Source organism: Symbiopectobacterium purcellii (genome assembly GCF_019797845.1).
Classification (GTDB): domain Bacteria; phylum Pseudomonadota; class Gammaproteobacteria; order Enterobacterales; family Enterobacteriaceae; genus Symbiopectobacterium; species Symbiopectobacterium purcellii.
In genome coordinates this window covers 4,763,626-4,776,325 of the sequence record NZ_CP081864.1, presented here as the reverse complement: position 1 = coordinate 4,776,325, position 12,700 = coordinate 4,763,626, and the positions used below count along the sequence as shown (strand labels likewise).

The 12,700-nt window shown below is 54.7% G+C and carries 10 protein-coding genes and 4 tRNA genes; 13 read left to right on the top strand and 1 reads right to left on the bottom strand.

The genetic code is table 11. From position 1 onward, the window contains the following. Positions 1–49 precede the first annotated feature (49 nt). The 11 genes from rffC (at position 50) to K6K13_RS22185 (ending at position 8,591) form a co-directional block, all read left to right on the top strand. Entirely contained in the window at positions 50–769 is a 720-nt protein-coding gene (rffC, locus tag K6K13_RS22235) for a dTDP-4-amino-4,6-dideoxy-D-galactose acyltransferase (RefSeq protein ID WP_252120377.1), read from the top strand. After that, on the top strand, positions 756–1,895 hold the full coding sequence (gene rffA / locus K6K13_RS22230; RefSeq protein WP_222158884.1) for a dTDP-4-amino-4,6-dideoxygalactose transaminase: 1,140 nt from the start codon (positions 756–758) through the stop codon (positions 1,893–1,895). Before rffC ends, rffA begins: the two co-directional genes overlap by 14 nt. Position 1,896: 1 nt before the next feature. Further along, the gene (gene wzxE / locus K6K13_RS22225; protein WP_222158883.1) at positions 1,897–3,147 is read left to right on the top strand and encodes a lipid III flippase WzxE; all 1,251 of its coding nucleotides are present in this window, start codon (positions 1,897–1,899) and stop codon (positions 3,145–3,147) included. Then, positions 3,144–4,229 carry a TDP-N-acetylfucosamine:lipid II N-acetylfucosaminyltransferase gene (locus K6K13_RS22220; protein WP_222158882.1) on the top strand — a complete coding sequence of 362 codons (1,086 nt, stop codon included), beginning with the start codon at positions 3,144–3,146 and terminating at the stop codon, positions 4,227–4,229. The genes wzxE and K6K13_RS22220 overlap by 4 nt, the downstream gene beginning before the upstream one ends. After that, entirely contained in the window at positions 4,226–5,599 is a 1,374-nt protein-coding gene (wzyE, locus tag K6K13_RS22215; protein WP_222158881.1) for an ECA oligosaccharide polymerase, read from the top strand. Before K6K13_RS22220 ends, wzyE begins: the two co-directional genes overlap by 4 nt. Before the next feature lie 9 nt (positions 5,600–5,608). Continuing rightward, a complete protein-coding gene (gene wecG, locus K6K13_RS22210) occupies positions 5,609–6,349 on the top strand; it encodes a lipopolysaccharide N-acetylmannosaminouronosyltransferase (RefSeq protein ID WP_222158880.1) in 741 nt (246 codons plus the stop codon). Positions 6,350–6,570: 221 nt separating this feature from the next. Then, positions 6,571–7,962 carry a bifunctional threonine/serine APC transporter ThrP gene (gene thrP, locus K6K13_RS22205; RefSeq protein ID WP_222158879.1) on the top strand — a complete coding sequence of 464 codons (1,392 nt, stop codon included), beginning with the start codon at positions 6,571–6,573 and terminating at the stop codon, positions 7,960–7,962. A 139-nt stretch (positions 7,963–8,101) separates the two neighbouring features. Beyond that, positions 8,102–8,178, top strand: a tRNA-Arg gene (locus K6K13_RS22200). A gap of 98 nt (positions 8,179–8,276) precedes the next feature. Continuing rightward, positions 8,277–8,352 (top strand) — tRNA-His (locus tag K6K13_RS22195). 23 nt (positions 8,353–8,375) lie between these two features. Then, positions 8,376–8,461 (top strand) — tRNA-Leu (locus tag K6K13_RS22190). 53 nt (positions 8,462–8,514) lie between these two features. Then, positions 8,515–8,591 (top strand) — tRNA-Pro (locus K6K13_RS22185). A 123-nt stretch (positions 8,592–8,714) separates the two neighbouring features. Here K6K13_RS22185 and K6K13_RS22180 read toward each other — a convergent pair. Then, positions 8,715–9,524 carry an amino acid ABC transporter substrate-binding protein gene (locus K6K13_RS22180; RefSeq protein ID WP_222161226.1) on the bottom strand — a complete coding sequence of 270 codons (810 nt, stop codon included), beginning with the start codon at positions 9,522–9,524 and terminating at the stop codon, positions 8,715–8,717. A gap of 422 nt (positions 9,525–9,946) precedes the next feature. Here K6K13_RS22180 and K6K13_RS22175 point away from each other — a divergent pair, with 422 nt between their 5' ends. Further along, positions 9,947–11,020, top strand: a complete 1,074-nt coding sequence (locus K6K13_RS22175; RefSeq protein WP_222158878.1) for an iron-containing alcohol dehydrogenase family protein — start codon at positions 9,947–9,949, stop codon at positions 11,018–11,020. 310 nt (positions 11,021–11,330) lie between these two features. Next, entirely contained in the window at positions 11,331–12,695 is a 1,365-nt protein-coding gene (gene purB / locus K6K13_RS22170; protein WP_222158877.1) for an adenylosuccinate lyase, read from the top strand. Positions 12,696–12,700 lie beyond the last annotated feature (5 nt).

Sequence of the window (12,700 nt, the reverse complement as noted above, 5' to 3'; positions counted from 1 at the left end):
GCGCCCCTGTGTCAGTAACAGCAGCGTGCAAGCCATGACAGGAGAGGCGATGACAGCCAGGATCCGTGCGCATCTGATGCCGTTAGCGTGGGAAAGCGATTTTTTCGCCCTCCCCAGCGCGCGCCTGTCGTTCAGTGATGATGCGCCAGTGCTAACGCCCATGGCGTTGAATGCCTATGCGGTGGTGCAGGCCAAAGTTTCTGCCAGCGATCTGGCGACGATCGATGCGCTCTCAGCAAGAGGTTTCCAACTGGCAGAGAGCGAAGTGGATTTTTGCCTGCCCATCGATTCTGGTGAGGTGGTGCTTCCGGCCTGGCGCGTGGCGGATACTTCGGATATTGCGCCGCTGCGTGACGCCGCTGCGCGCGTTTTTTTGCAGAGCCGGTTTCGCGCACCCTGGTATTGCGCGGCCGACAGCGGCCGTTTTTACGCCCAATGGGTGGAAAACGCGGTGCGTGGTACCTTTGATGATGTCTGCCTGATTGCGCACAACGCGCAAGGTGCGCCACTCGGTTGGGTGACACTGCGCCAGACGCAGGCAGACCAGGCGCGCATCGGCCTTTTGGCCGCGTGGCCGGGCACCGCCGGCGGGCAGGGCATGCCGCTTATGGCGCTGGCAAGGCACTGGTGCCAGCAGCGTCACGTTGCGCACCTGTGGGTGGCTACGCAGTTGGGTAATACGCGTGCGCTGCGCCTTTATCAACGCAGTGGCGCACAGATTCATGACACGGCGCATTGGTTTTACAGGAGACCGCATGATTCCCTTTAACGCTCCTCCGGTTGTGGGTACCGAACTGGACTATATGCAGGCCGCCATGAGCAGCGGCAAGCTGTGTGGTGATGGCGGCTTTACGCGCCGTTGCCAACAATGGCTGGAACACTATTCTGGCAGCAAGAAAGTGTTGTTAACCCCCTCCTGTACCGCATCATTGGAGATGGCGGCCATCCTGCTGGATATTCAGCCGGGTGATGAAGTGATCATGCCCAGCTACACTTTCGTTTCCACCGCCAATGCCTTTGTCCTGCGTGGCGCAACCATCGTTTATGTCGATGTGCGCCCGGATACGCTGAACATCGATGAAACCAAGATTGAAGCGGCGATTACCGACAAGACCCGTGCCATCGTGCCAGTGCACTATGCCGGTGTGGCGTGCGAGATGGATGCCATTATGGCGCTGGCAGAAAAGCACGACCTGTGGGTGGTGGAGGATGCCGCGCAAGGGGTGATGGCTCGCTATAAAGGGCGTCCGTTGGGGGCGATTGGTCATATTGGCTGCTTCAGCTTTCATGAAACCAAGAACTACACCTCCGGTGGTGAAGGCGGTGCCACACTGATCAACGACCCCGCATTGGTCGAGCGAGCGGAAATCATCCGCGAGAAAGGCACCAACCGTAGCCAGTTTTTCCGTGGTCAGGCCGATAAATATACCTGGCGCGATATCGGCTCCAGCTACCTGATGGCAGATATTCAAGCTGCCTACCTGTGGGGGCAGTTGGAAGCCGCTGGGCGCATCAACGAACGACGTTTACGCCTGTGGCATAACTATTATGATGCCTTCCGCCCACTGGCGGAGGCCGGGCGCGTTACGCTGCCCACGCTGCCCACGCTGCCGGCGCACTGCCAGCACAATGCACACCTGTTTTACCTCAAGCTGCGCGATATTGACGATCGCGCTGCGTTTATTCGCGACATGAAGGATGCGGAAATCCTGACGGTGTTTCACTATATTCCTCTGCATACGTCACCTGCGGGACTGCGCTTCGGGCGTTTTTCCGGGGAGGATCGTTACACCACGCGGGAAAGTGAGCGACTGGTCCGCTTGCCGCTGTTTTATAATTTGTCTGACGTGAATCAGCGCACGGTGATCAACACCATCCTGAGCTTCTTTTCCTGATATGTCATTGGCAAAAGCGTCCTTATGGACGGCGGGTTCGACGCTGGTCAAAATCGCCATTGGTCTGGTGGTTATCAAATTGCTGGCGGTGGCCTTCGGTCCGAGCGGCGTGGGGCTGGCGGGGAATTACCGCCAACTGATCACCGTGTTGGGCGTGCTGTCAGGTGTGGGAATATTTAATGGCGTGATCATGCTGGTGGCGCGCCATCAGCAGCAGCCTGAGTCATTGCAACAGGTTTTGGGGACGTCAGCGACGCTGATTGCGCTCTTTTCATCGGCGTTAGCGCTCCTGTTTGTGCTGGCGGCGGGGCCGATAGCCACGGTGCTGTTTGGCGACGATCGCTATCGTGATGTGATACGCCTGCTGGCGTTGCTGCAAATGGGTATTGCCTGCGCCAACTTCTTTTTGGCTATCCTGAAAGGGTATCGGGACGCACAGGGCAATGCGCTGGCGATGGTCGGGGGCAGCCTGATTGGGCTGGTGGCGTTTGTTGCCTGCTTTTTGCTGGGAGGCTACGCCGGTGCGCTGGTGGGATTGGCACTGGTACCGGCGTTGATTGCGCTGCCCGCCGGTATGTTGTTGTGGCGGCGCACCCCTGTGCGCTGGCAGCATTTGCGTCCGGTATGGGACCGCGCATTCGCCACGCAGTTAGGTAAATTTACGTTGATGGCGGTGATGACGGCGGTAACGGTGCCCGTCGCCTATATCATGATGCGTAACGTGCTCGCGGCGCATGCCGGGTGGGACGCGGTTGGCTTGTGGCAGGGAGTAAGTTCGATATCCGATGCTTACCTGCAATTTATCACCGCCGCATTTTCGGTCTATTTGCTGCCGACGTTGGCGCGATTGCAGGAAAAGCCGTCGATTGCGCGAGAGATCGGCCGCGCATTGCGGTTTGTTATCCCTGCGGTGGCGGCGGTCAGCCTCGCGATTTGGTTACTGCGCGATGTGGCTATCTGGCTGTTGTTTTCCCCGCAGTTTGTGCCGATGCGCGATCTCTTCGCCTGGCAACTGGTGGGTGATGTGATGAAAGTGGGGGCCTATGTCTTTGGTTATCTGGTGATTGCCAAAGCGGCGCTGCGCTTTTATCTACTGGCGGAACTGAGCCAGTTTCTGTTGCTGAGTGGTTTCTCCCAGTGGTTGATTCCGCGCCACGGTGCATTGGGGGCCACGCAAGCTTATATGCTGACCTATGTGGTTTACTTTTTACTGTGCTGTTGTGTTTTTCTTATTTACCGTAGGCGACCATGACGACACTGATTCACGTGCTGGGATCGGATATCCCGCATCATAACCAGACGCTGCTGCGCTTCTTCCACGATGTGCTGGCAACGCAACTGCCTGCGCCTGTGGTCACGCATTTTATGGTGGTCTCCGGTGATGAGGGATTGCCGCAGGCTTTTCCTGGGTTGACGTTAACCTGCTATGCCGATAAACGTGCGCTGGCGCAGGCGGTGGTGACGCGGGCAAGGGCCAATCGACAGACGCGGTTCTTTTTCCACGGGCAGTTCAACCCGTGGATTTGGCTGGCGCTGCTGGGTCGGCGTATCAAACCGGCCCAGGCCTATTGGCATGTGTGGGGCGCGGATCTGTATGAAGAGGCCACGCAGTGGAAGCATCGCCTGTTTTACCTGCTGCGTCGCATGGCGCAGGGGCGTATCGGTCATGTCTTTGCCACACGCGGCGATTTGGATTTCTATCGGCAGCGGTATGCTGATGTACCCGCTTCGTTGCTTTACTTCCCCACCAAAATGAACCCGGCGCTGACGGAAGAGACCGTAACCAAACCGCTGGCTGGGCCAATGACGGTGCTGGTGGGTAATTCCGGTGATAAGAGCAATCGGCATATCGAAGCGCTGCGGGCTATTCATCAGCATTTGGGGCCACAGGTTCGGGTGATTGTCCCCATGGGTTATCCCGCGCACAATGACGATTACATCAATCAGGTGGCGCAGGAAGGTGAAACACTGTTTGGCACGAAACAGTTTCAGTTGCTGCGCGAACAGTTGGCGTTCGACGATTACCTGAACATGCTGCGCAGCTGCGATCTCGGCGTCTTTATCTTCCCGCGTCAGCAAGGCATTGGCACGCTTTGCCTGCTGATTCAGTGCGGCGTGCCCTTTGTTATCAGCCGACAGAACCCCTTCTGGCAGGATCTGGCCGAACAGCATTTACCGGTGCTATTTTACGGCGATACGTTGACGGAAGCGGTGGTTCGTGAAGCGCAACGCCAGATCGCGAGCGTGGATCAGCGCCGCATCGCGTTCTTCCAGCCCAACTACCAGCGAGGATGGCTCGATGCTTTGACGTTGGCGGCGGAGACGAAGCGATGACACAGGGTGAATTCGGCGGCTTGGTGGTGGTGTATCTGTTTGCCGTCTCCTTTATTCTTTTTTTGACCTGGAAAGAGTTTCGTCGTGTACGCTTTAACTTTAACGTACTGTTCTCGATACTTTTTCTGCTGACGTTCTATTTCGGTTTTCCCTTTACCTGCCTGTTGGCGTTTAAATTCAATGTGGCGGTAGTGCCCGCGACTTATTTACTTCAGGCGCTGCTGTCGGCAACCGCGTTTTACGCCATCTATTACGTGACATATAAGACTCGCCTGCGAGCACAACGCCGGTCGACTGGCGAACCCTGGCTTGTGATGAATCGTGTTGAAACGCATCTGACGTGGCTATTGTTGGCGCTGGTGGCCGTGGTGACTGTGGCTATCTTCTTTATCAACAATGGTTTTTTGCTGTTCAAACTGCGCTCCTACAGCCAGATCTTTTCCAGCGAGGTCTCGGGCGTTGCCCTGAAGCGTTTCTTCTATTTTTTTATTCCCGCCATGCTGGTGGTTTATTTCCTGTACCAGACGCGCCGAGCCTGGTTGCTGTTTCTGGTGGGCACCGTTGGGTTCGGAATACTGACTTACCTGATTGTCGGCGGTACGCGGGCAAATATCATTATCGCTTTTGCCCTGTTCTTGTTTATTGGCATCCAGCGCGGTTGGATCACGCTGTGGATGTTGGTCGCTGCGGGGGCGGTGAGCGTTACTGCCATGTTCTGGCTGGCGTTAAAGCGCTACAGTCTGGACGTTAGCGGTGCGGAAGCGTTTTACACCTTCCTTTATCTGACGCGCGATACCTTCTCTCCGTGGGAAAATTTAGCGCTGCTGTGGCAACACTACGGTGACATCGACTTTAAGGGGTTGGCCCCCATCGCGCGTGATTTTTATGTCTTTATCCCGTCCTGGTTGTGGCCAGCACGTCCCAATCTGGTGCTCAACAGCGCTAACTATTTCACCTGGGAAGTGCTCAATAACCACTCTGGGTTGGCGATTTCACCTACGCTGCTGGGGTCGCTGGTGGTGATGGGCGGTGTGTTGTTTATCCCGCTCGGCGCCATTGTGGTGGGCCTCATCATCAAGTGGTTTGATGCCCTGTATGAATCGGGCCGTCGTAGCCAGAATCGCTATAGCGCGGCGGTTCTGCAAAGTTTCTGCTTTGGTGCCATCTTTAACCTGATAGTACTGGTGCGAGAAGGCGGCGATACTTTTGTGTCGCGCGTGGTGTTTTTTATCCTGGTGTTTGGGCTGTGCGTGCTGGCCGCGAAGTTGCTCTACTGGCTGTTAGAAGGTGCGGGCCTGATCCGCCAGCGTTGGGCTCGTTCGCCTACGGCACCGGCGACCTTGACGCCACATACTCCGGATACACCATAAGGAACCCCGATGGAAAATCCTGTTTCTGTCCCGCTTTATCGCATTCGTAATATCCCGCTGCATGGGTTTGCGGATCAAGCCGCCTGTCTGACGTACCTTTTCGCTGAGGGAGAGGTCAAAACCGGTACGTTAGTGGCAATCAACGCCGAGAAAGTGTTGACCGCCGAGCAGGATAAGTCGCTGTGGGACTTGATTGCCGAGGCTGAATACAAGTATGCCGACGGCATCAGTATTGTGCGCGCCATCAGGCGTAAATATCCGCAGGCGAAGGTGGCGCGTGTCGCCGGGGCTGATTTGTGGGAAGCGCTGATGCAAAAAGCCGGTGCGGAAGGCACCCCGGTTTTTTTGCTGGGCGGAAAACCGGCGATACTGCGCCAAACGGAAGAGAAACTGCGGGCGCAGTGGCAGGTGAATATCGTCGGCAGCCAGGATGGCTATTTCTCACCGGAACAGCGCGATGCGGTGTTTGAACGCGTGCGTGCCAGTGGGGCACGTATTGTTACGGTGGCGATGGGCTCTCCTCGCCAGGAGATACTGATGCGTGATTGCCGTCGTTACCATCCTCAGGCGCTGTATATGGGCGTGGGAGGCACTTACGACGTTTTCACCGGGCACGTGAAACGTGCGCCGCTGGCGTGGCAGCGCTTAGGGCTTGAATGGCTTTACCGCCTGTTGAGCCAACCCAGCCGCATTACGCGTCAGATTAAGCTATTAAAATTCCTTGCCTACTACTTCAGTGGACGCCTGTAACGGCGTTCCCCTTCTGTGTAGCCATCGTTATTTATTATGACAATTGGCTCTTAAAACAAAATTGTTATTCTCATTTGATTTTAAATGACTATTTGCTAATCAGGAAAAAATGCAGAAGGATATGCTGCCTAAAATGCACTAACCCGCTCGAAAGCGGGATGGGCACCATAAAACCCGGTATGAAACCGGGAGGAAAACACAACATTTAAGACTGAGGATCTATGGCAAACGAGGAAACGCAAGGCAAGCTCCACCGTGGGCTTGAGGCGCGTCACATTGAGCTGATCGCGCTTGGCGGAACGATTGGCGTTGGGTTGTTTATGGGCGCGGCGAGCGCATTGAAGTGGGCCGGGCCGTCTGTACTACTGGCGTATATCGTCGCCGGGATATTCGTCTTCTTTATCATGCGCTCAATGGGCGAAATGCTCTATATGGAACCGGTCACCGGTTCCTTTGCCGTGTATGCGCATAAATACATGAGCCCGTTCTTTGGCTATCTCACCGCGTGGGGCTACTGGTTTATGTGGATGGCGGTCGGGATCTCCGAAATCACCGCCATCGGCGTTTACGTGCAGTACTGGTTCCCAGAATTGCCGCAGTGGATCCCGGCTATCGTGTGCGTGGCGATGGTGGCGCTGGCCAACCTGGCCGCTGTGCGCCTGTACGGTGAAATCGAGTTCTGGTTTGCCATGATTAAAATCACCACCATTATTGTGATGATTGTGGTCGGTGTCGGCATTATCTTTTTTGGTATTGGTAACCACGGTCAGGCGACGGGCTTTGCCAATTTGACCGAGCACGGCGGCTTCCTGGCGGGTGGCTGGAAAGGGCTGTTGTTTGCGCTGTGTCTGGTGGTGGCCTCTTATCAGGGCGTGGAACTGGTTGGGATCACTGCGGGTGAAGCCAAGAACCCTAAAATTACCCTGCGGCGTGCAATTAATAACATACTGTGGCGTATTCTGATTTTCTACGTGGGTGCCATTTTTATCATCGTCACCATTTTCCCATGGAATGAAATTGGCACGGCTGGCAGCCCGTTTGTGCTGACCTTTGCTAAAATTGGGATTACTGCGGCGGCGGGTATTATCAACTTTGTGGTGTTGACCGCCGCGCTTTCCGGCTGCAATAGCGGGATGTACAGCTGCGGTCGTATGCTTTATTCACTGGCAAACAACCGTCAGCTGCCTGCCTGGATCGGTAAAGTCACGGCCAGCGGCGTGCCCGCGGCAGGTGTTGCCGTCTCTATCTTTTGTCTGCTGTTAGGTTCGGCGCTAAACTACGTTATTCCAAACCCGGAAAAAGTGTTCGTCTATGTCTACAGCGCCAGCGTGCTGCCGGGCATGGTGCCGTGGTTTGTCGTGCTGATAAGCCAAATACGTTTTCGTCAGCAGCATCAGGCACAATTAGCGGGACACCCGTTCAAGTCCGTGCTGTTTCCGTGGGTGAACTACCTGACCATGGCCTTCCTGCTGTGCGTATTGGTGGGCATGTACATTAATGAAGACACGCGGATGTCCTTGTTGGTGGGGATGGGGTTTCTTGCCGTGGTTAGCGTGATTTATGCTGTGTTGGAAGGGCGTAAAAAACAGGCATTAACCGCACCTGAAGCCTGATTAATGGGTGGGGATCGTCGCTGACTGTGTGTTTTCGGTACGAAATGCGCAAAGCATAAGCAAACGCATCATTTCGATAAAAAAAGCACTAGACAGGCAGAGATTAAATCCGTAATATCCCCACCCGCAACGGCGCTATGCGCCCGTAGCTCAGCTGGATAGAGCGCTGCCCTCCGGAGGCAGAGGTCTCAGGTTCGAATCCTGTCGGGCGCACCAATAACTTTGTTTTATAAGAATTGTGTGCAAGAGCTGCGGTGGTACAATTCACCGTAAGGGACGTACCGGTTTTATCGTTAGTTGTAAGCAGTACATTGGTGGCTATAGCTCAGTTGGTAGAGCCCTGGATTGTGATTCCAGTTGTCGTGGGTTCGAGTCCCATTAGCCACCCCAGATTCAGATGTTCGTGAATGTATGCGAAGGTGGCGGAATTGGTAGACGCGCTAGCTTCAGGTGTTAGTGTCCTTCGGACGTGAGGGTTCAAGTCCCTCTCTTCGCACCAACGAACGTCAGCAACAGTCAGTGTGATACACTGATAATGTTGAAAAAGTATTTCGGCGAGTAGCGCAGCTTGGTAGCGCAACTGGTTTGGGACCAGTGGGTCGGAGGTTCGAATCCTCTCTCGCCGACCACTTTCTGTGAAAAGCGGCTGTTCCTCAGGAACAGCCGCTTTTTGCTTTCTGGCATCCGTCTTTCCGGTATCCGCATCGCCTGTTTTGTGGAAAAACGCCCCCGCTGTGCAAGGGCGAAATCGTTTATTCCGCTTTACCGCCTTCCAGCACCTTATCACTACCGAAATACTTCTCTGCCAAGGCTTTTAATTGACCATTTTGACGCAGTTGTTGCAGCTTCTGATTGAATTCTGCCAGCAACTTATCGCCATCCGCCGTTTTGGCAAACGGGAAGGTGACCTGCTCGTTGGAGATGGGTTCGCCTACCAGCTTCAGCGGCAGATGGCGTTTATTAATCTCCGCCAGCAGGATGGGACGTGAATTGACATAGCCTTGAACGCGATTGTTAATCACATCATTCATCGCCCCGTCGCGGGTTTCATAGGTGCGAATGGTGACGTCATTGTTGGGAAAGGCGTTGCGCAGGTTGGTCACGTGGGTCGAGCCTAAAACGCCGGATACGGTTTTACCCTTGAGATCGTCCAGCGATTGAATGTCTTTATTCTCAACGCTGGTGACGATTTGCGTTGCATAAGTGAGGTAAGTGTCGGTGAAGTTGTATTTTTTCTGACGCTCGGTGGTTTTCACGAAATTATTGGCTACGGTATCCAGTTTCCCGGCCTCCAACTGGCCCATCAGGCCGCTAAAATCAGCCGTGGTCCAGGTGACCTGATAACCCAGTTCGCGGGCGATGGTTTCCACAACCTCGACATCGTAGCCGACCAGCGTGCCGTTCTCTTTATAGGAACCCGGGAAGCTTTGGCCCGTCGTGCCCACGCGCAATACCTTACTCTGTGTTTCCGCACTCTTGTTATTATCGCAGCCAGCCAGCGTCACGGCGGCAAGCAGGGTCAGCAGCGCGGCACTGACGTGGCGGGTCAATTGGATTTTCATCATGGGGTTCCTGTTTCAACATTCCTGGTTTATACCCGTGCAACTTCACGTTGCAGATGTGTTGGCTACGCTCGCTCACCCGAATCACTTACTTGAGTAAGCGCATCCGGCTTCCCTCACTTGCCGCCTTCCTGCAACTCGAATTATTTAGGGTTTAGAACGAAATCGGGTTAACGCTTTGCAACGCGCTCATCAGCTCCGAGGATAATGGCAGGCTAACAACAATGGGATGCGCATTGGGGGGACGTGAAGGAGCGTTGTTTGTTTGAAAACTATATCATTCAAAACAAACAGGAAATTATACCTTCCCGTTATATCTTATGACCATTTGCTCGGTTACAACCTGCTGGCAGGCTTTTATTATTGCACGTTATAGCCTGTGCATATGGGGTGGCGCAGCGTAAAGAAATCAAGGAATTACCGTGTTTGCTATCAAATCGCCCGGTGTCTATCACCACCAGTCTGGCCTGCTTTCACGTGTGGGTGAACGGATTGCCCCGTTTTCTCGTCACATTGCCGTGTTAACCAGCCCACGCGCCTGGGCAGCGGTAGAAAATGCACTTTCCACCAGTTTGACACAGTCCGACGTGCAGTTTGATGTGTACCTGTTGGAAGGGGAATGCACGCGCGAGGCCATTGCACACCATCGACGTGAAATTGCTCAACGCGGTGTGCATGTTGTCCTTGGTGTTGGCGGTGGACGTGTGATGGACTGCGCCAAAGCGGTCGCCGACGGGCTGGAGAACGGCCAGGCAATCACCTTACCGACCATTGCGGCTACCTGCGCGGCTTGGTCCCCGATCAGTATTCTGTATGATGAGCAGGGGGGACATCAGGGAACGCAGGTATTGCAACACATGCCGGTGATGGTGCTGGTTGACAGCGACGTGATTGCGCGCAGCGATGTGCGCTATCTGAAAGCCGGGATCGTCGATGCACTGGCTAAATGGTATGAATTTCAGCCCTATCTGGCGAAGAACGGGGATAATTTGGCGCTGAACCTCAAGGTTCAGGTGGCAACGCTCGCCCGCGATACCTTTGTACAGTGGGGCGAACAGGCATTAAGAGACAATGCCGAACAGCGGGTGACTGTGGCGCTGCAAAAGGTGATTGATGCCAATATCGCGCTGGCCGGATTGGCAAACAGCATGCGTGATGATTCCCCTTCACCCGGCGTGGCCCATGCGATTCATAATCGTATGACGCACGTTCCTGAACTGCATGACTGGTTGCACGGTGAGAAAGTGGGCTACGGCTTGCGGGTGCAGTCGCTAGTGGCGCGCGACGACGGATCGGTCGATCCCGATTTGTTGGCGCAGTTGCAGCGCTATGACGCCCCTGCGCGCTTACCGGTGTCGGAAGCCCGCTATGCCGAACTGGCCAATACGCTGTCCCAAACGTTTAAATTTCCTGCTGCCAGCGCCGCGCTGCTGCCATTTTCTCTGGCACCCGAGGCGATTCAACGGGCTGTATTGACAACGCAATACAGCAAGTGATGCGGTTTTACGGAATGTGATGGATATCAATATAGCGTTACGTCTGGATGTGTGGTAAACGATCTATCTTCTGAATATATACCCGTCATACTTCAAGTTGCTGGTGCGTTGGCTGCGTTCGCTCACCCGAATCACTTACCTGAGTAAGTTCATCGGGATTCGCGCACTTGCCGCCTTCCTGCAACTCGAATTATTTAGGGTATAAGATAGATCCAGAAGATATATGGGGGCCGATTTGTCGCATGCTATATTCCCAAGATTAGAACGACGACAAAAATCCCGCCTGACACATCCAACGAACGAGTAAGCTATGGCATCACATCTCATTGATTTTCTCCTCATCGGGAACAACTTTGGCACGCCCGAAATGCGTGCTGTCTGGTCAGAACATAACCGCCTGACGAAACAGGTTGACGTTGAAGTTGCGCTGGCGCTGGCCGAAGGCGAACTGGGTGTTATCCCGGCCGACGCCGCACAAACCATTGCCGCGAAAGCAGATGCAAGCGCACTGAATGTGGAAGAGATCGCGCAGGACGCGGTCCGTATGAAGCACTCCCTGATGCCCACCATCACCGCGATTCAGAAGCAGTGTGGCGACGCGGGCGAATACATTCACTATGGTGTGACCACGCAAGATATCGTGGATACCGCCACGGTACTGCAATTACAGCAGGCCTTCGCCATTGTCGAACGCGACACGCAATTGATGGCGGTTGAGTTGAAACGCCTGGCGAAAAAATATCAGCATACGCCGATGACGGGGCGCACTCACGGCATGCAGGCGTTGCCGACCACGTTTGGCTTTAAACTGGCTGTATGGCTGGATGAATTTGTTCGTCACCTGGAGCGTCTGAAAGAGATCAAAGCCCGCGTACTGGTGGGTAACGTGAACGGCGCGATTGGCACCTATGCCTCCTTTGGCGAACTGGGGCCGCAGATTGAGCGCCTGACGCTGGATAAATTGGGACTGGGTACGCCAAACATCGGCTGGCAGTCCGCGCGCGATCGTTTCTCCGAATATGCTTCCGTGGTGGTGCTGATCAGCGGTACGCTCGGCAAGATCGGCAACGAACTGTATAACCTGATGCGCACGGAAATCAACGAGGTTGAAGAACCCTTCTCAGCGGGAAAAATTGGCTCCACCACCATGCCGCACAAACGTAACCCGGCGGCATTGGAAGGGCTGGCTAGCCTGACCGCACCCATTTTCAAAAGCGCATCGCTGATTCATGAGTCCATGAAAGTGGAACATGAGCGTGACGCCATGAGCTGGCGCGCTGAGTGGATCGCTCTGCCGGAAGTGAACATTTACCTCTCTGCACAGTTGCAGAATGCGCTGGGTATCCTGCGTGGTATGTCGGTGAATGAAAAACAGATGCTGGCGAACCTGGAACTGCAAAACGGCCTGTTGCTCTCTGAGAAAGTGATGTTTGAAATTGGCAAACGTATGGGCAAACAAACCGCGCACCATTTGGTGTACGAGTGCTCCATGAAAGCGTTTGAACAGAACCGTCATTTCAAAGAGGTACTGCTGGAAGATCCGGTGCTGTCAGCGCAGGTTACCGCACAGGAGCTTGACGCGTGGCTGAACCCGGTCAACTATTTGGGTTGTGCACCGCAGAAAGTGGATGAAGTGATTCGTTATGCCGACAACTCCGGCCTGCTGCCAGCGTAAGTGAG